This window comes from Algiphilus sp. (assembly GCF_965216485.1).
In the GTDB taxonomy this organism is placed as follows: Bacteria; Pseudomonadota; Gammaproteobacteria; order Nevskiales; family Nevskiaceae; genus Algiphilus.
On record NZ_OZ244162.1, the window covers coordinates 2,427,792 to 2,446,019 of the forward strand.

Sequence of the window (18,228 nt, forward strand, 5' to 3'; positions counted from 1 at the left end):
GCGTTAGTCTAGCCGAAGCCCCACCGACATCGCTGCACACCCTGCCCTCATGCCCGCCGTCGATCACCGCCGACCGCTTCGCCCGCCGACCCTGGGTCTGCTGCTGGCACTCACCCTGCCCTGGCTCAGCGCGGTGGCCACGGCCGTGCTTGTCTGGCCACTCTGGCTGCAGTGGGGCTGGTCCGGGGAACGCGCCCTGCTCGCCAGCGGTGGGCTCGCCCTGGCCGCGGCCCTGTTGGCAACGCTGCTGGCATTGCATCACCTGCGACGCCCCTGGAAGGAACTGCTGGCGGTCGCCCATGCGCATCGCAACGGCCGCTTCGAACGGCTGGCTGCAGGCCCCCTCCCCGCACACGCCCAGCGCATCGCCGACGCCCTTACCGATCACGCCGTTGCGCGCGCACACCAGCAGAGTGCCACCAAGCAGGCGGTGGAGACCGCAACCGCGGGGCTGCGCACCCAGCTCGCGCAACTGCGTCGCGACGCCCGCGCAGCGCACGCACGCGCCGACGATCAGCAAAGCGCGCTGCAGCACCAGAGCCAGCTGCTCGCCGGACTGAGTCACGAGCTGCGCACGCCGCTGAGCGCGATCATGGGGCACGCAGACCGCCTGCGCGCCAGTGCCACCAGCGCGGATTCGCAGGAACAGGCGGAAAGCCTGTACCGCTGCGCGCAGAACCTGCTGGGCACGATCAACGATCTGCTCGACTGGAGCCGCATTGCGGCCGGCGCACTGACCTTGCACGAAGTCAGCTTTGATCTGGCCGATACGGTCGAAGATGCCCTCGCGCTCATCGCTCCGGCCGCCTGCGACAAGGAGCTGGAGCTGGTCCACTTTATCTACCACGACGTGCCCACCCGCCTGCGCGGCGATCCCGCACGACTGCAGCAGATCATGACCAATCTGCTGTCCAACGCGGTCAAGTACACGCAGCACGGCGAAGTGGTGCTGCGCATCATGAAGGAAGGCGAGGACGGCGATTCCGTGCGCCTGCGCTTTACCGTCAGCGACACCGGACAGGGCATCGCCCCGGCGCGCCTGCCCCGCCTCTTCGATGCCTATACGCCGTCTGCCAGCGGAGCACCTGGCAGCTCCACCGGGCTGGGCCTGTCCATCGTCAAGAGTCTTGCGCACAGCATGCAGGGCGATGTCGATGTGGAGTCCATGCCCGGCAAGGGCAGTACCTTCGGGGTGTCGCTCCGCCTCGAGCGTCAGCGCGACCGCGGTTCGGAACTGCCCCTGCAGGCACTGCAGGGCACAACGGCCTGGCTGCTTGAGCCGACCAGTACCGCCCGCCTCGCCCTGACCCACAGCCTCGACTACTGGGGGGTGCAATGGCGCGCCTTCGACGGCCCCGACGTCATCGCGCGCGCGCTGGCGAGTAGCCAGTCACCGCCCACCTTCGTGCTACTCGGCTTGCGCGTCGAGGACCTTTCCGAGCGCAGTGTGCTGGGGCTGCTCGACCAGCCTGCCGACGGTTCTGCTCGCGTTGTCCTGCTGCGCAGCGCCGCTCCGGGGGACCTCCAGCGCGCCCGCCGTTGTGGTGCCGACGTGGCCCTGCCGAAATCGGTCGGTCGGAGTGCGCTGTACCGCTCGCTCTGCGCCGCCCTCATCGGTCACGGTGAAGGCCAGCAGCGTCCCCTTGCCGGATTGCGTTTCCTGGTCGCCGACAACGCCACCGCCACGCGAGGCCTGCTCGTTCACATGCTGCGGGAACTCGGTGCTGAGACAGTGGCTGCCGAGGACGGCGAGCGCGCGCTCCAGCGTTTCGACGCACAGCCCACGGACGGTGCTCTGCTCGATCTGCACATGCCGGGGCGCGATGGCATGAGCCTGATGCGCGTGCTGCGCAGCCGCGACAGCGGCGCACGACGCCCCGCACTGGTGCTGATGTCGGCCTGGTTCGACGCCGAGGAACAGCGTGAGGCGGCCCTCGCCGGCGCCGACGTGGTCATCAGCAAGCCTTTCGACAGCCGGCAGCTGCTGCGTGCGTTGGCACCCTGGCTGCGTCAGCGTGGCGCCACCAGCCACTTCGAGGCCGACAGCGGAAGCGGCATCGATGCCCGTCTGCTGGACGACGCCGAACTGCGCGACATGCTCATCGAGGAGCTACCCAGCCAGCTCGACACAGTCGAGCAATGCTTTGCCGCCGGCGATGCCATCGGCTTGCGTGAGGCCGCCCACGCCCTGCATGGCACGGCGGCCTTTTACCATCTGCACCGGATCCGCGGGCTGGCGGCGCGCGTCGAACGCCGCATCCAGCAAGGTGGCAATGCGCCTATCGTCGGTCTTGAAATGCGGGACGACATTGCCCAACTGCGGAGCGGCATCCAGGACACACTGCAGCATCTGCGCACCGCCGCGAACCCTCCACTCGCCGCGGGCGGCAGAGACGGCTAGCACTGAGGGTGGTTTCGTCTATTCCCGCGCCTGGCGCAGCCGCCACAGCGCAACGACCAGGACGATGAGGCTGGGACTCAGCGCCGACAGCATCGGCGGCCAGCGATAGATCAAGGCGCTGCTGGCAATGACCTCGTTGCCGACCCAGAAGGCAACACCGATGAGCACGCCCACCAGCAGACGCTGCCCGGTGCCGCTGTCACGCAGCGAGCCCAGCACATAGGGCACCGCAAGTAACATCATGACCAGCACCGTCAAGGGCGCCACCAGCTTCTGCCACAGCGCGATCCGGTGCTGCTGCGCGTCGAGGTCGTTGCGTTCCAGATAGTCGATCAGGCGTAGCAGGCCGCGCACCGACAGGGCGTCGGACTCCAGCACAACCAGTTCGAGTACATCCGGGGATGGCCCCGAGGGCCAGCGCATGCGCGCCACCTGTTCGCGCCGCACGCCGTCGTCCCCGAAGTGCATCTGCGTGATGTCCTTTGCCTGCCATGCGCCGTCCGCGAAGTGCGCGCTCGCCACCTCGGAGATGATTTCGATGCCGCCGTCCGAACCCAGGCTGTAGACAGTGACGGGTCCCACCGCGCGCGGCGACTCGACGCGTCGCACGTGATAGATCTCCTGCTCGCCCCGCAGCCACACCGGCCGCGTCACCACGCCGGGGTCGGTACCGTACTTTTCGGCGCTCTGCAGTTGCTCCGAGGCGCGCTTGCCGGCCGGAGCCACCACATCGGTGAGCAGCAAGGTCAACGCCGCGAGCAGCAGGCCGCCCGCGAGTGTGGCCACGCCAATGCGCAGGACCGAAATGCCCGCGGCGCGCATGGCCACCAGTTCCCCCTGCTGGGCGAGCGCCCCGAGTCCGAGCAGCGTGCCGATAAGAGCGATCATGGGCATCAGCACCAGCATGATGCTGGGCGTCTCGAAGGCAACCACCGTGACCAGGTCAAGAAAGCTGAAACGGTCACTGATGTCGTCGGCCTCGGCCGCCAGGGTGATGAAGCTCTGCAGCGCCAGCAAGGCAAAGCCGACGATGGCCGAGAACCCCAGCACGTGGGCAGCGATATGGCGGTCGATCAGCTTCATGCGCGCGCCCGTCGCACCCACAGCCACAGGCCAAGGGCCAAAGCCGCCCCGTGCACCCACCACAAACCCGCCCAGGCCGGCACAACGCCACGTTCCAGCGCGGTCTGCCCGGCGCCCAGCAGATTGGCATAGACCAGATAGACCAGCAGCCCCAGAACCAGCTTGCCGTAGCGCCCTTGCCTCGGGCCGACATGCGACAGCGGCACCGCGATCAGCACCATCAGCAACACGGCGATGGGCGCAGCCACACGCCAGTGCAGCTCGGCGATGGCCTCGGGGTCATCGCGTTGGAGCAGCTCCGCGGTGGGGGCGATGTCGGTTTCCGAGGCTTCATACAGCAGGGGCGGCGGCACGAAGCGAAGAATGAGCTGCCCGAAGTCGAAGACATCCCAGGCCAGGTCGCCCTTGCGCTGCTGGTAAGCCCGACCGGATTCGAGCACGATTTCGCGGACATTGTCCTCACCCTCGACGCGCTGGCTGCCGGCCCGGGCCTGCACGATGCCCTGGAACTCGGGCAGCTCGGCATGAATGAAGATGTCCTCGAAGCGGGTGCCGCCGTCTTCGGTCTCACGCGCGTAGAACACCGCGTCGCCGCCCGCCATGCGGGTGAACCGGCCCGATTCGAAGGGTGCGTAGGACAGTTCCTCGCGCGCCTCCTGCGTCAGCTGGTCGACCGCCCGCCCGGCACGCGGACCCAGGTCCAGCGACAGCATGCCGGTCAACACGGCTGCAAAGCCCGACAAAAGCATGAACGGGAAGGCAATACCACCAAGGCTCACGCCACAGGCCGTAGCCGCGGTGATTTCCTGATCCTTGTACATGCGGCCCATTGCCAGCATCACGCCCAGCAACAACGAAATCGGCGTGATGATCATCAAATAGCTCAGTGCCGACAACAGCACGACGCTGAGCACGATGTCCGCCGGGATGTTGCCCTCCGCCGCGGCCGACAGGAACCGCACCGAGCGGCTGGCGAGCAGGATCAGCAACAGGACCGACAGCACGGCCAGCCAGGCCAGCGCCGCATCGCGGAAGAAATATCGAGACAGAATGCGGCTGCCACCCATCACGCAAGGATAGCCCTGGCCGTCCGTTGGCGTTGCGGCTGAACGGCGCCCCGCCTCGCTTGCACAGCGTGCGCAGTTTGCCGACACTCCTGCACCACGCGTGCGAACGCACCCAATACACAAATACGAGGCGCTCGATGGAATTTTTCGTCAAGAGTGGCAACCCCACCAAGCAACGCGCAGGCTGCGTCATTGCCGGTGTTTTCGACAAGCGCAAGCTCAGCCCTGCCGCCAAGGAACTTGACGAAGCCTGTAACGGCGCGATCAGCCAGGCCATGCGCCGTGGCGACATCGAAGGCCGCGAGGGCGAAACCCTGGTCCTGCACAGCTTGACCGGCTTGGTCTGTGATCGTGTGCTCCTGGTCGGTTTGGGTCGCGAACGGGATTTCTCCGACAAGGCCTACATCCGGGCCACGGAGGAAGCCGTGCGGGCAGTACGCAAGACCGGCGCGGTCGATGCGGTCAGCTATCTTACCGATCTCGTGGTGCGTAAACGCGATCGCCGTTGGACCGTGCTGCGCGCGGCCATGGCCTCCGGCGCCCTCGGCTACCGCTTCGTGCAGTGCAAGAGCAAGCCGGATCCGGACCACAGCAAGCTCAACCGCATCACCTTCAATGTCCCCAGCCGCAGCGATCTGGCCGAGGCGGAAGAAGCGCTGCGCATGGCCAACGCTCTCAATGCCGGGATGGTACTGACCCGTGATCTGAGCAATCTGCCGGGCAACCGCTGCACGCCCACCGATCTGGCCAACACCGGACGCGAGCTGGCCAGCAGCTATCGCAGCATCAAGACCACGGTGCTGGACGAGAAAAAGATGGAGAACCTGGGCATGGGCGCCCTGCTCTCGGTCTCAAGGGGCTCGCGCGAACCCGCCACCTTTACCGTCATGGAGTACATGCAGGGCCCGAAGAAGGCCAAGCCGGTCGTGCTGGTGGGCAAGGGCCTGACCTTCGATGCAGGCGGCATCTCACTCAAGCCGGCGCAGGCCATGGACGAGATGAAGTACGACATGTGCGGGGGCGCTGCGGTCTTCGGCACCATGAAGGCGGTCGCGGAACTGGGCCTGCCGATCAATCTGGTCGGCATCGTACCCGCCTCCGAGAACCTGCCGGACGGCATGGCCAACAAGCCTGGGGACATCGTTACCTCGATGTCGGGGCAGACCATCGAGATCCTGAACACCGACGCCGAGGGCCGTCTGCTGCTCTGTGACGCGCTGACCTACGTGGAGCGCAACTACGACCCCGACTGCGTCATCGACATGGCGACCCTCACCGGCGCGGTCATCATTGCCCTGGGCAACCACGCCACCGGTGTGTTCGCCAATCAGCCGGCCCTGGCCAAGTCGCTGATCACGGCCGGCGACTATATGGGCGACCGCGCCTGGGAACTGCCGCTGTGGGACGACTACGAGAGCGCCCTGCGCTCCCCCTTTGCCGATGTGGCCAACGTCGGTGGCCGCGAGGCGGGCTCGGTCACCGCCGCGGTCTTCCTGCATCGCTTCGCGCGCAAGCTGCGCTGGGCGCATCTGGATATCGCCGGCACCGCCTGGACACAGAAACCCAAGGGCGCCACCGCGCGGCCGGTGCCGCTCCTGCTGCAGTTCCTGACCCAGCGGCTGCATGAGTCCTCGTGACGCGGGTTGATTTCTACGTCCTGCCGGAAGCCGATGACGTCGGCCCCGTGCTGCTGGTCTGTCGGCTGTGCGAGAAGGCCGGCGCTACTGGCAAGCGGGTCTTTGTGCACAGCGACGACGCCGCGCTACTCGACGATATCGACAGCGCGCTGTGGAGCTTCCGGCAGAACAGCTTTCTCGCCCATGAGCGGCTGGACGCCAGCGGACAGTGTTCCCCGCTGGCGGCCATTGCCCTGGGTGAGCAGGCGCCCCCGCCATCACATCAGGACATCCTGATCAACATCGCCGAGGCCGTGCCGACCTTCTTCTCGACCTTCGAGCGCGTGCTGGAGCCGGTCTTCGGGGACGATGCCCAGCGTGCCCGGGCCAGGGGCCGCTTCGGCTTCTATCGCGAGCGCGGCTACCCCCTGCAAACCCACAAGCTGTAGCTGCTGCCAGGGCGGCCAGGCCCGGTTTCCGTTACCCTTCGCGCCCTCCGGCTCGGGATCACCGGGCATCATCGAAAACGAACTCTGCCGATGGACAAAGCATTCGAGCCGCGCGCGCTGGAAGCCAAGTGGCGCGCCTACTGGGAAGACAACGGTCTCTACGCCCCCAAGGGCGAAGGCACACCGCACACCATCGTCATTCCGCCGCCGAATGTCACTGGCACCCTGCACATGGGGCATGCCTTCCAGCACAGCATCATGGATGCGATCACGCGCTATCAGCGCATGCGCGGCCGCGATGCCCTATGGCTGCCCGGCACGGACCATGCCGGCATAGCCACACAGATGGTGGTCGAGCGGCGCCTCGAGGCACAGGGCCAGTCTCGTCATGACCTGGGTCGCGAGGCCTTTCTGGAAGCCGTCTGGGAATGGAAGGCCAGCTCCGGGGGCACGATTACCAACCAGATCCGGCGCATGGGCAACGCGGTGGACTGGTCGCGCGAGCGCTTCACGATGGACGAGACCTGCTCGCGCGCGGTCACTGAAGCCTTTGTCCGCCTGTATGAAGAGGATCTGATCTATCGCGGCACCCGCCTGGTCAACTGGGACCCGGTGCTGCAGACCGCCATTTCCGACCTGGAAGTCGAGTCGCGCGAGGAAAAGGGTCACCTGTGGCACTTCCGCTATCCGCTGGCGGATGGCTCGGGGCATCTGACGGTGGCCACCACGCGCCCGGAGACGATGCTGGGCGACACCGCGGTGGCGGTACACCCGGAGGATGCCCGCTTCCAGCATCTGATCGGGCGCGAGCTGCGGCTGCCGCTGACCGACCGCATCATCCCGATCATCGCCGACGACTACGTCGACGCCGATTTCGGTAGCGGCTGCGTCAAGATCACCCCGGCGCACGACTTCAACGACTATGCGATGGGGGTCCGTCACGGGCTGCCGCAGATCAATATCCTGACCCCGGATGCGCGCATCAGCGATCAGGCGCCTGCCGCCTATGTCGGCCTCGACCGCCTTGCCGCGCGCGAACGCGTGGTGGCCGACATGGACGCCCTGGGCCTGCTCGAGCGCGTCGATGACCACACCCTGATGGTGCCGCACGGCGACCGCACCGATGCGGTGGTCGAGCCCTATCTGACCGAGCAGTGGTTCGTGCGCACGAAACCGCTGGCCGAGCGCGCGCTGGCAGCGGTGGAAGACGGCCGCATGCGCTTCGTGCCCGGCAACTGGATCAATACCTATCGTCACTGGCTGAACAACATCGAGGACTGGTGCATCTCGCGCCAGATCTGGTGGGGCCATCGCGTCCCCGCCTGGTACACCGAGGATGGCCGCGTCCTGGTCGGCCGCGACGAGGAAGAAGCACGGCGCAAGGCCGGCCTGGACGCCGCCACACCGCTACGGCGCGATACCGATGTCTTCGATACCTGGTTCTCCTCCGCGCTCTGGCCCTTCTCCACCATGGGCTGGCCGGAACAAACCACGGATCTGCAGCGCCACTACCCCGGCGATGTGCTGGTCACCGGCTTCGACATCATCTTCTTCTGGGTGGCGCGCATGGCCATGATGGGCCTGCATTTCATGGACGACGTGCCCTTCCGCGACGTGTACATCACCGGCTTGGTGCGCGACTCGGACGGCGCCAAGATGAGCAAGTCGAAGGGCAATGTCATCGACCCCCTCGACATCGTAGAAGGCATTTCCGCGGATGAGCTGGTGGCCAAGCGCACCGCCGGCCTCATGCAACCGCAGAAGGCCAAGGCGATCGAGAAAGCAACCCGCGCCGCCTACCCGGACGGCCTGCATGAAACCGGCGTCGACGCGCTGCGTTTCACCTTCTGCGCACTGGCCTCGACCGGGCGCGACATCCGCTTTGACCCGAAGCGCGCCGAAGGCTATCGCAACTTCTGCAACAAGATCTGGAATGCCGCCCGCTTCGTGTTGATGCACTGCGAATCCGAGGCGCTGCCCGAGGCCGGCCAAGCCGCCACGCTGTCGGCCGCCGATCACTGGATCATCTCGCGACTGCAGCGCGTCGAGGCCGAGATCGAACAGCACTTCCAGGATTACCGCTTCGATCTCATCGCGCAGACGCTCTATCACTTCGTCTGGCATGAGTACTGCGACTGGTACGTGGAATTGGCCAAGCCGGCCCTGTCCGGCCGCGATGTCGCCGCCCAACGCGGCACGCGCACGACCCTGCTGCGAGTACTCGAGACCATCCTGCGCCTGCTGCATCCAATCATGCCCTTCATCACTGAGGAGATCTGGCAGCGCATCGGGCCGCTCGCCGGCAAGCAGGGCGACAGCATCATGCAGCAGCCCTACCCGCGCGCGCAGCAGGACCGCATCCACGCCGAAGCCGAGGCCGACATCGAATGGCTGCAGGGCTTCATCGTCGGCATCCGCAACATTCGCGGCGAGATGAATCTTGCGCCGTCGACCATCCTGCCGGTCTACCTGCGCGACGCCAGTCAGCAGGACGTGGAACGGGTGCGGCGCATGCAGTCGCTGATTACCGCTCTGGCCCGGACCGAAGCGCCGCTGTTCCTGGAACAGAACGAGGAAGCGCCAAAGGCCGCCACGGCCCTGCTCGGTGATCTCAAGATTCTGGTACCGATGAAGGGGCTGATCGATACCGAGGCCGAGCTGGCGCGGCTCGACAAGCGCATCGCCAAGTGCGAGAAGGAACTGGCCGGTCTGGAGCAGCGTCTGGCCAACCCTGATTTCGCCAAGGCACCGGAACATGTCGTCGCTGGCGCGCGTGAACGCAGCCAGCAGCTGCGCGATGATCTGGCAGCGCTGCGCGAACAGCGCCAGAAGGTGGCCGAAATCGCCTAGTCATCACCGCCACCGGCGCCAGGCCGGTGGCGGATGAATGCCGCTACTCCTCGGCGGCCTTTTGCCGGACCAGGCGCAGCGCCCGCGGCTTGCGAGCCAGTGGCTGGCGTCGATTCTCCGGCGCCTCCAGATTGGTCAGGCAGCGTTCCAGGGCCTGACTCACCATCAGCTGATTGCGTACCTGCGCCATGCGCGGCCAGGTCGCCCGCTCCCCTTCGAGGATGAAGCGGCGCACATCATCGATGCGCGGGTTGGCGGTGACCCGCATGAAACGCCACAGACTGTTCTGCGGCATGATCGTGACGTTGCCGCGGTAGTTCTGGTCGAGCAGCGAGGCGGCCATGTCCAAGGGCTTGCGCAGGCCGCCGTCCGGCAAGCCGGAGCGGGCGATGTCCACGACGCTGCGCGACTGCTGTAGCAGGGTTCCCATCACCAGCTTGCGTACCCCCGCGAGACGCCCGGCACGCGGGCCACCTTCAGCACGCGCGAGGAAGGGGATGACGTGCGGATTGGTCTGGCTGACGACGAAATGATTGGCGTTGTGCAGTCGGCGCAGTCTCTGCATCGGCAAGTCCGACTTGAGCGAGCCGTCGTTCCACTTGAGCGTGGGCATGAACGGGACGCGTGCCCCGCGCGCGTCGCGCGTCATCAGCATCACCGGCGGAAAGATCAGCGGCACCGAGCAGGACGCCGCCACTGCCTCACGGACGCAGACATAGGGAAAGGTCAGGTGATTGAGCAGCCGCGGCGGCTGATTGCTGCCGGCCGGCGACACCGTGATATTGAGGCTGCGACCCGAGGCTTCGAAGGCCTGCTCGAAGGTCAGATCCGGCACATTGGCGGCGATGGCCTTGCGCAGCTGAGTCGGGTCCATGATCGAGCCGAAGCGCATCATGTCAGCGGGGCGCAGCGCGCGCCAGAAACGGTAGTAGCTGCTTTCCGGATCGAGCAGCTCCAGCGTCTGCTCCTCGTTACGGGTCGACACCGCCGCGGCCACCACCGAGCCCGCGCTGGAACCCGACAATACGCGTGGCAGCAGGCCTTCAAGATAGATCGCCTTGACCACGCCGACGTGAAACAGGCCCAGCGTGGCGCCGCCGGACAGCAGCAGGCCCGACTGCCCGAAGGACTGCGTGACTTCCCGAAAGAACTTCAGCTTCCTTGCATGCGGCCATTCCGGGAAACTGGTGTCGGCCAGATATTCCAGTGTCTCCACCACCGTCTGCAGATACTGATCGATCAGCGTCTTGGTGCCGGTGCGGGCATAGGCATAGAGATTGGGGTTGCCGATGTTGCCGATGTTCCAGTGCAAGCCCTGGCGCATGTAGTGCACCAGGGCGTGCACGTCGCCTTCCTCGCGCAGCTGGCGAAGCTGGCGCAACCGGGTGCGGATCAGCTGCCAGTCGTAGTCTTCGGAGACCTCTTCCTCCATCCATTCGTCGAGGCCCTCGCGCTCGTCCAGCACAGAGGCGGCCTCGTGCCAGGTGGCGTAGGTCTCTGCCTCGCGCATGGCGGCCTGGGCTTCTCTAGCGATCGCGTCCATCTCGCGTTGCTGTCCTTTTCGGTTGTTTGCACGCATCGTGCGACGATCACCGGCCCATGGCAAGCCGCTCCTGGACCGTTACACTCCGCCCATGCCTTACGAAAATCACACCGCGCAGCGGCAGATGCGCGATGCCATTGCTGCCGTCGACCGCATCATCCTGGGCAAGTCACTGGAGACCCGCCTCGCCAACTGCTGCCTGATCGCCGGCGGCCACCTGCTGGTCGAGGACCTTCCCGGGGTCGGCAAGACCACCCTGGCACTGGCCATGGCGCGGGTCTATGGCCTTGACTACAAGCGGATTCAGTTCACCAGTGACCTGCTGCCCGCCGACATTCTGGGTGTCTCCATCTTCGACGCATCGACCGCGCGCTTCCGCTTCGAAGCCGGGCCGATCTTCAGCGATGTGCTGCTCGCCGACGAGATCAACCGTGCCTCGCCCAAGACCCAGTCCGCCCTGCTCGAAGCCATGGCGGAAGGTCAGGTGACGGTCGAGGGCGAAACGCGCCCACTGCCTTCGCCCTACTTTGTCATCGCCACCCAGAACCCGCGCGACCAGCTCGGCACCTACCCTCTGCCCGAAAGCCAGCTGGACCGCTTCCTGATGCGCCTTTCGCTGGGCTATCCGCCAGCCGAAGCCGAGCTACAACTGCTCCAGGACAGCGACCACCGCCGGATGGTCGAGCACCTGGAGCCTGTGCTGGACCGTGAATCGCTTCGTGGCATTCAGGCTGCCGTAGCCGCCATCCATGTCTCCGACGCGGCGGCGCGCTATATCCTGGCTCTGGTGCAGTACTCGCGCAGCCTGCCAGGATTGCGCCACGGCCTATCCCCCCGCGCCGGTCTGGCAATCCGCCGTGCCGCCCAGGCCTGGGCGCTACTCGAAGGCCGCGATGGCGTATTGCCCGAGGACATCCAGCGGGTCTTTCCGCCGGTGGCCGGGCACCGCCTGCATCCCAGCCCGGACAGCGAGACCGAATCGCCCACGGCCGGCGAGATTCTGAGCGCAGTGGCCATCCCCTGAGCCGGCGCGTGGTGTTCCTGCGTCCCATGCAGCGCTTCCGGCGCGCCTTCGAAAATTGGCTGTTGCGTCGTGTGCCGCGCCAGTCCTTGCCGCAGCGCGTCGGGCGGCGACGCGTCTACATCATGCCAACCCCGGCCGGGTATGCCTTTGGCGCTCTGGTGTTCGCGCTCTGGCTGGGATCGATGAATTACGCCAACAGCATGGGCTTCGCCCTCGCCTTCCTGCTCGCCGGCGTCGGCCTGGTGGCGATGCACCTGACCCACGCCAATCTGCTTGGCATCCATCTGCGCCAGTGCCATGCCAAGGCAGTGCACGCCGGCAAAGAGGCGCGTATCGAGCTTGTGCTGAGCCACGACGGCGCCAGGCCGCGACCCGCCATCTTTGCGCACTGGCCGACGTCGGTGGCCGCCAGCCGGGATGGTGTGGATCTTCCGGCCAGCGATGCGGCCCGCCTGCACCTCGATTTGCCGACGGTGCGCCGCGGCTGGCTCCCCCTGCCACCTATTGCCCTGGAGACCACCTTTCCCCTCGGCCTTTTTCGCGCGTGGACATGGATACGGCCCGATCGCCGGCTGCTGGTCTACCCAGCCACCGACGCGTTGGGCCCCAGCTTCCCGCAGACGCATCACGCTGAAGGCGAAGACAGCGGACGGCGCGCGGGGCGCGAGCACTTTGACAGCCTGCGCGATTATCGGCACGGCGATGCCATGCATGACATCCACTGGAAGCGCCTTGCCAAGGACAGCAAACCGACCGTGAAACAGTTCCTCGATACCACGGACCGCCGTCTGTGGATCGACTGGCAGGCACTGTCTGGAGACCATGAAAGTCGCATCCGACAATGCGCGCGCATGGTGATCGAGGCACATCGTCAGGGATGGCGATGGGGCATGCGATTGCCCGGGGCGCTGATACCACCGGAAGAAGGCGATGCCCATCGCCACCAGTGTCTGCGTACCCTGGCCCTGTTCGACCCGCCAGGAGAACAGCATGGCTGAAGCGATGGCACTGCCGCGCGAACGTCTGCTGCGGCTGCTGCCAGTGGTTGCTATCGTGCTGGCGCCGCACGCGCTGCACCTGCCGCCCTGGATCGGGCTGGTGGTAGGCACACTGATCATCTGGCGCGGCGTGGCCGCACAGCGCGCCTGGCCTCTGCCGGGCCGCTGGGTGCGCGTGGCATTGACGATCGCGGGATTCGCCGGTGTCTGGCTGAGTTTCGGGCGCAGTTCAGGGCAAGTGGCGGGTACTGCCATGCTGACGTTGATGATCGCGCTCAAGCTGACCGAGTTGCAGGACCGCCGCGGCGAGATGGTGGTCCTGCTGCTGCTCTATTTCACGCTGTTCACCCATTTTCTGCGCGATCAGGCGTTGTGGACCGTTCTCTGGATGCTGGTTGCGGTGCTGCTGATCACCGCCCTGCTGATCGACGGTCAGCGACTGCAACGTGCAGGCTGGCGCGCCGATCTCTCCGGAGCGGGCCGCCTGCTGCTGCTCGCATTGCCACTCATGCTGGTGCTGTGGGTGCTTTTCCCTCGCATATCCGGTCCGCTTTGGGGGACACCGGGGGCCAGCGACAGCGCACGCACCGGCATGAGCGACACCATGTCCCCCGGAGACATCGCATCGCTAATCCAATCGGATGCGGTGGCTTTTCGTGTCAGCTTCGAGGGCGCCGTCCCCGATAAGCAGGAGCGGTACTGGCGGGGACCCGTGCTGTGGTACACCGACGGCCGCACCTGGTACCCGCACCGGCGCAGCCTGGGTGCGCCAGAGCGAGACGCCTCCGCAAGCCTGGTGCCAGAGGGCCCCGCCATCGACTATCGGCTCACCCTCGAACCGCAGACGCTGTCGTACATCTTCGCACTCGACTACGCGCCGCCTGGCACCCTGCCGGCACCCTTGCACCTGGATGCCGGCGGCGCCGTCCGCAGCGCATCGGTACTCAATACCACCACGTTCTTCGATCTGCGCGCCTATCCGGCCGCACGGCTCGGTTCATCGCTCGAAGGCAGCTTGCGCGAGCGGGCCTTGCAGTTGCCCGCCAATGCCAATCCACGCAGCCGTGCGCTTGCCGCCGACTGGCGCCGCCAGACGCGGCAGCCCATGGCGCTGGCACAGCGCGCGCTGGCCTATTTTCGCAACGAGGGCTTCATCTACACGCTCTCTCCCCCGCTGCTGGGTACGGATAGTGTCGACGCTTTCCTATTCGAATCCCGGCGCGGCTTCTGCGAGCATTTTGCCGGCAGCTTTGTCACCCTGATGCGTGCTGCGGGGGTGCCTGCGCGCGTGGTGCTCGGCTATCAGGGAGCCGAGCGCAGCCAGGTGGGCGACTACTACATCGTGCGCCAATCCGATGCCCACGCTTGGGCGGAAATCTGGGATGAGCGCGCTGGCTGGCTGCGTATCGATCCCACTGCGGCGGTGGCGCCTGATCGCATCGAGTTCAATCTCGATACCGCCCTCGAACAGCGTGGCGAGCAGCGTGCGCTGCCATGGGCGGGGCAATGGGCGATCGGTGATTGGATCGGCGCGCGCTGGGACTTTCTGAACATGCAGTGGGACCGCTGGATTCTGGCCTACGGCCCGGAGCTGCAGCGCGCCTTGCTGTCCCGCATCGGCCTCGGTGATTGGCAGCGCATGCTGTTCGCGCTGACTGCGTTGATCGCACTGATGATGGCGATCATCGCTGCCCTGGCGATTCGCGCCAATCTGCGCGAGGTCCGGCGCGACCCGCTGGCGCGGGAATGGCAGCGCATCTGCTGCCGTCTTGCGCGATCAGGGTTGGCGCCAGAGCCGCAGGAGGGGCCGCTGGACTATGCCGGGCGCGTGCGCGGCCATCTGCAAGGCGAGGCCCTGCGCGCCTTCAATGACGCAGCCGATGCCTATATTCGCGGTCGCTATCTTGCAGCGGCGGATGCAGACGCCCTGCTGGTGTTGCAGACCCGCATGGCGGCCGCGCGGCGGCGTATGCCCATGGTGTTCGCCGCCGGCTTGCCTCACCCTGGTCGCGCAGTGCCGCCCTCTTCGAGCTAGCCGGCACCAGCCTCGCGCACCGCCGTGAAGTCGAAGGACATGACGAGCGCGTCCTCGCGCGTCCCGGCATGTGCCGGGTAATAGCGCGGGCGACGCGCCAGCACGGCAAAGCCCCTCTCGCTGTAGAGATGAATCGCGCTGCGATTGGAGGCGCGCACTTCCAGCAGCATGCAGCGTGCTTCCGCATGCCGCGCCTGGCGCAGCACGTGCTCCAGCAGACGACTGCCCAGACCGTGCCGGCGCGCGTGCGGCGCCACCGCCAGATTGAGCAGATGCGCCTCGTCCATGGCCAGGGAGCTCAGCGTGAAGGCCAGGATTTCCTGTTCAGCATCCTCGAGCACCCAGCCACTGTAGCCTGCCTTGAGACAATCGGAAAACATGCCGCGCGACCAGGGATGGGGCTGGCTGACCCGCTCGATGGCGTGGACGGCGTCGAGATGCCCGTCCGCCATGGGCAGGAGCCGCACACCGTGCGCCACCGGCTGATCAGCCGCCAGTCCCATCGCGCTGCTCACTGGACCCGGAATCATGCAGCAGCGCGTGCACGCGCTTGAGGTCTTCCCAGGCCTTGGCCTTCTCCCTCGGCGAACGCAGCAGATAGGCAGGGTGGTAGCTCACCCACACCGGCACCGAGGCGGGCCCGTAATAGTGTGTACGGCCGCGCAAGCGCGACAGCGGCTCCTCGGTGTTGAGCAGGCGCTGGGCAGCCACGCGGCCGACGGCCAGGATGAGCCGTGGTTGCAGCGCGTCAATCTGGGCATCAAGGAAGGGGCGACAGGCTTCGACCTCGGCCGGCGCCGGATCCCGGTTGTTGGGCGGCCGGCACTTGACCACATTGGCGATATAGGTGTTGCGCCCGCGATCGTGGCCAATCGCAGCCATCATGGCGTCCAGCAGCTGCCCCGCCCGGCCAACAAAGGGTTCACCGCGCCGGTCCTCTTCCGCACCCGGGCCTTCTCCAATGACCAGCAGTGGCGCTTCGGTGGCACCGACACCGAATACCGTCTGCGTCCGCGTACGGTGCAGGGCGCAGCGCGTGCAATCGGCCACGCAAGCCTGTGCCGCTTCCAGGGAATCCAACGGCGGCAGCGGCGGCAATGGGGTTTCGACCGGCGCCTCGATCACGGTTTCCGGCAGTGTTGCCTGGCGTGCGGCCGGCGCCCGTGCCGCCGACCGGAAGGGTGGCGCAGCGACGGAGGATGGAGATTGAGACGACTGCGGCGGGGTCCGTGGAGCGGGTGCCCCCGCGGAGGCCGTCTCCGCAGGGGCTTGACGGCGCGCAGCCGCCTGCCGGCGCTCGCCCAGAAAATCGCGCACGCCCAGCGCCTTCAGATAACGCTGGCGACGCGCGGGCTCCATCAGGCCGCCTTGGCCTGCTGCGCCATCGCGCGGTTCACGCCCGACAGCACGGCCTTGAGCGAGGCGGTGACGATGTTCGGGTCGATGCCGACGCCAAACAGCGGTCCCTGGTCGCCCACGCGCAGGTCGATATAGGTGGCAGCGCGCGCATTGGCGCCTTCCCCGAGAGCGTGCTCGTGGTAGTCCATGATCTGGATCTTGACCCCGAGCCGCTGCGACAGCGCCGAGACGAAGGCGTCGATCGGCCCATTGCCACGGCCTTCCAGCGTGGCCGCCTCGCCCTCGATACGCACGTCGGCAGTGAGATGCACCTCGTCGGAACGCGAATCCTCGACGAAGTGATGGCCTTCGTAGGTATAGGGACGGTCCGGATGCACATAGGCATCCTGGAAGACCTGATAGATGGCCTCGGCAGTCAGCTCCTTGCCGGTGTCATCGGTGACCTGCTTGACGATCTGGCTGAACTCGATCTGCAGGCGACGTGGCAGCCGCAAACCGTACTCGGTTTCGAGCAGATAGCTGACGCCGCCCTTGCCGGACTGCGAGTTGACCCGGATCACTGCCTCATAGGTACGCCCCACGTCCCGTGGATCGATGGGCAGATAGGGCATATCCCAGACATCGTCCTTGTCGCCGCGCGCGGCCAAGGCCTTCTTGATGGCGTCCTGATGCGAACCGGAGAAGGAGGTGAAGACCAGTTCACCCACATAGGGATGGCGAGGCGACACCGGCAACTGATTGCAGTGTTCCACCGTGGCCTTGATGGCGTCGATATCGGAGAAGTCGAGGCCCGGGTGCACACCCTGCGTATACATATTCAACGCCAGATTGACGATGTCCACGTTGCCTGTGCGCTCGCCGTTGCCGAACAGACAGCCCTCAATGCGGTCGGCCCCGGCCATGATGGCGAATTCAGCGGCCGCCGTGCCCGTGCCGCGGTCATTGTGCGGGTGCACCGAGAGCACCACCGCATCACGCCGGGCGATATGACGGTGCGTCCACTCGACCATGTCGGCAAAGATGTTGGGCGTGGAATGCTCCACCGTGGAGGGCAGATTGATGATGCAGGGCGCCTCCGGCGTCGGCTGCCAGACCTCGGTGACCGCGTCGATGATGCGGCGCGAGAACTCCAGCTCGGTGCCCGAGTACATTTCCGGTGAATACTGGAAGACCCATTCGGTCTCCGGCATGGTGGCTGCGATATCGCGCAGCATCTGGGCATGGTGCACGGCCAGGGCCACCACCTCGTCCTCGTTCATGTTGAACACGACCTTGCGCATGATCGGCGCGGTCGCGTTGTAGACGTGGACGACTGCCCGACGCGCCCCCCGCAGCGACTCGAAGGTCCGCCGGATGAGGTGCTCGCGTGCCTGGGTCAGCACCTGGATGGTGACGTCACCGGGAACGCGGTCTTCCTCAATGAGGCGCCGGATGAAGTCGAAGTCGGTCTGCGAAGCGGACGGAAAGCCCACTTCGATTTCCTTGAAGCCGATGTCCACGAGCGCCTCGAACATCCGGAACTTGCGCTCGTGATCCATCGGTTCGATCAGCGCCTGGTTCCCGTCGCGCAGATCGACGCTCGCCCAGATCGGCGGCTTGTCGATGATGGCGTCCACCCATTGGCGATCCTTGAGGCCAACGCGTTGAAAGGGACGATATTTGATCTGCGGGTTATCGAGCATGGCGGTTGTCTCCATGACGCTCCGCTCCGCGCTGGGGCGTTGCGGAGGCTAAAGGGGATTTGGATTGCGCGGTCATCTGGAGGGCCCCACGCCGGCCACATCGCATCGTTATCTGCCCCTC

At 66.3% G+C, this 18,228-nt stretch carries 13 protein-coding genes; 7 read left to right on the forward strand and 6 right to left on the reverse strand.

Translation table 11 applies throughout. The annotated features are described in order from the left end of the window. Window positions 1–49: 49 nt before the first annotated feature. Window positions 50–2,401 carry an ATP-binding protein gene (locus ACOOFO_RS11345; protein ID WP_420426881.1) on the forward strand — a complete coding sequence of 784 codons (2,352 nt, stop codon included), beginning with the start codon at window positions 50–52 and terminating at the stop codon, window positions 2,399–2,401. Window positions 2,402–2,419: 18 nt separating this feature from the next. Here ACOOFO_RS11345 and lptG read toward each other — a convergent pair whose 3' ends face one another. Together lptG and lptF are read right to left on the reverse strand one after the other, a co-directional pair. Next, window positions 2,420–3,484: an LPS export ABC transporter permease LptG gene (gene lptG / locus ACOOFO_RS11350; protein ID WP_420426882.1), complete on the reverse strand. Its 1,065-nt coding sequence runs from the start codon at window positions 3,482–3,484 to the stop codon at window positions 2,420–2,422. After that, window positions 3,481–4,551 (reverse strand): LPS export ABC transporter permease LptF, encoded by a 1,071-nt coding sequence (gene lptF, locus ACOOFO_RS11355; protein WP_420429748.1) that lies wholly within the window; start codon window positions 4,549–4,551, stop codon window positions 3,481–3,483. The genes lptG and lptF overlap by 4 nt, the downstream gene beginning before the upstream one ends. Window positions 4,552–4,688: 137 nt before the next feature. Between lptF and ACOOFO_RS11360 the strand changes: the two genes are divergently transcribed. The 3 genes from ACOOFO_RS11360 to ACOOFO_RS11370 all read left to right on the forward strand — a co-directional run bounded on the left by ACOOFO_RS11360 (window position 4,689) and on the right by ACOOFO_RS11370 (window position 9,466). Continuing rightward, window positions 4,689–6,188 (forward strand): leucyl aminopeptidase, encoded by a 1,500-nt coding sequence (locus tag ACOOFO_RS11360; RefSeq protein ID WP_420426883.1) that lies wholly within the window; start codon window positions 4,689–4,691, stop codon window positions 6,186–6,188. After that, complete coding sequence (locus tag ACOOFO_RS11365) at window positions 6,185–6,616, forward strand: DNA polymerase III subunit chi (RefSeq protein WP_420426884.1); 432 nt, start codon at window positions 6,185–6,187, stop codon at window positions 6,614–6,616. Before ACOOFO_RS11360 ends, ACOOFO_RS11365 begins: the two co-directional genes overlap by 4 nt. Before the next feature lie 90 nt (window positions 6,617–6,706). Beyond that, window positions 6,707–9,466: a valine--tRNA ligase gene (locus ACOOFO_RS11370; RefSeq protein ID WP_420426885.1), complete on the forward strand. Its 2,760-nt coding sequence runs from the start codon at window positions 6,707–6,709 to the stop codon at window positions 9,464–9,466. A gap of 43 nt (window positions 9,467–9,509) precedes the next feature. Here ACOOFO_RS11370 and ACOOFO_RS11375 read toward each other — a convergent pair whose 3' ends face one another. Continuing rightward, window positions 9,510–11,009 (reverse strand): patatin-like phospholipase family protein, encoded by a 1,500-nt coding sequence (locus tag ACOOFO_RS11375; protein WP_420426886.1) that lies wholly within the window; start codon window positions 11,007–11,009, stop codon window positions 9,510–9,512. A gap of 91 nt (window positions 11,010–11,100) precedes the next feature. On the opposite strand from ACOOFO_RS11375, the gene ACOOFO_RS11380 reads away from it, so the two are divergent. The 3 genes from ACOOFO_RS11380 to ACOOFO_RS11390 are packed head-to-tail and all read left to right on the forward strand — an operon-like array spanning window position 11,101 to window position 15,066. Further along, entirely contained in the window at window positions 11,101–12,033 is a 933-nt protein-coding gene (locus tag ACOOFO_RS11380) for an AAA family ATPase (protein WP_420426887.1), read from the forward strand. Window positions 12,034–12,041: 8 nt separating this feature from the next. After that, window positions 12,042–13,031 (forward strand): DUF58 domain-containing protein, encoded by a 990-nt coding sequence (locus tag ACOOFO_RS11385; RefSeq protein WP_420426888.1) that lies wholly within the window; start codon window positions 12,042–12,044, stop codon window positions 13,029–13,031. Beyond that, entirely contained in the window at window positions 13,024–15,066 is a 2,043-nt protein-coding gene (locus ACOOFO_RS11390; RefSeq protein ID WP_420426889.1) for a transglutaminaseTgpA domain-containing protein, read from the forward strand. The genes ACOOFO_RS11385 and ACOOFO_RS11390 overlap by 8 nt, the downstream gene beginning before the upstream one ends. Here the strand turns inward: ACOOFO_RS11390 and rimI are convergent. The 3 genes from rimI to leuA are packed head-to-tail and all read right to left on the reverse strand — an operon-like array spanning window position 15,063 to window position 18,107. Continuing rightward, window positions 15,063–15,569, reverse strand: a complete 507-nt coding sequence (rimI, locus tag ACOOFO_RS11395) for a ribosomal protein S18-alanine N-acetyltransferase (protein WP_420426890.1) — start codon at window positions 15,567–15,569, stop codon at window positions 15,063–15,065. The two genes, ACOOFO_RS11390 and rimI, sit on opposite strands and share 4 nt — an antisense overlap. Beyond that, window positions 15,553–16,425, reverse strand: coding sequence for a uracil-DNA glycosylase (locus ACOOFO_RS11400; protein ID WP_420426891.1), 873 nt, complete (start codon window positions 16,423–16,425; stop codon window positions 15,553–15,555). Before ACOOFO_RS11400 ends, rimI begins: the two co-directional genes overlap by 17 nt. After that, window positions 16,425–18,107 (reverse strand): 2-isopropylmalate synthase, encoded by a 1,683-nt coding sequence (gene leuA, locus ACOOFO_RS11405; RefSeq protein WP_420429750.1) that lies wholly within the window; start codon window positions 18,105–18,107, stop codon window positions 16,425–16,427. Before leuA ends, ACOOFO_RS11400 begins: the two co-directional genes overlap by 1 nt. Window positions 18,108–18,228: the final 121 nt, after the last annotated feature.

Coding starts and splice junctions, on each gene's coding strand:
- ACOOFO_RS11345 (WP_420426881.1), top strand. CDS start 50: ATGCCCGCCGTCGATCACCGCCGACCGCTTCGCCCGCCGACCCTGGGT.
- lptG (WP_420426882.1), bottom strand. CDS start 3,484: ATGAAGCTGATCGACCGCCATATCGCTGCCCACGTGCTGGGGTTCTCG.
- lptF (WP_420429748.1), bottom strand. CDS start 4,551: ATGGGTGGCAGCCGCATTCTGTCTCGATATTTCTTCCGCGATGCGGCG.
- ACOOFO_RS11360 (WP_420426883.1), top strand. CDS start 4,689: ATGGAATTTTTCGTCAAGAGTGGCAACCCCACCAAGCAACGCGCAGGC.
- ACOOFO_RS11370 (WP_420426885.1), top strand. CDS start 6,707: ATGGACAAAGCATTCGAGCCGCGCGCGCTGGAAGCCAAGTGGCGCGCC.
- ACOOFO_RS11375 (WP_420426886.1), bottom strand. CDS start 11,009: ATGGACGCGATCGCTAGAGAAGCCCAGGCCGCCATGCGCGAGGCAGAG.
- ACOOFO_RS11380 (WP_420426887.1), top strand. CDS start 11,101: ATGCCTTACGAAAATCACACCGCGCAGCGGCAGATGCGCGATGCCATT.
- ACOOFO_RS11390 (WP_420426889.1), top strand. CDS start 13,024: ATGGCTGAAGCGATGGCACTGCCGCGCGAACGTCTGCTGCGGCTGCTG.
- rimI (WP_420426890.1), bottom strand. CDS start 15,569: ATGGGACTGGCGGCTGATCAGCCGGTGGCGCACGGTGTGCGGCTCCTG.
- ACOOFO_RS11400 (WP_420426891.1), bottom strand. CDS start 16,425: ATGGAGCCCGCGCGTCGCCAGCGTTATCTGAAGGCGCTGGGCGTGCGC.
- leuA (WP_420429750.1), bottom strand. CDS start 18,107: ATGCTCGATAACCCGCAGATCAAATATCGTCCCTTTCAACGCGTTGGC.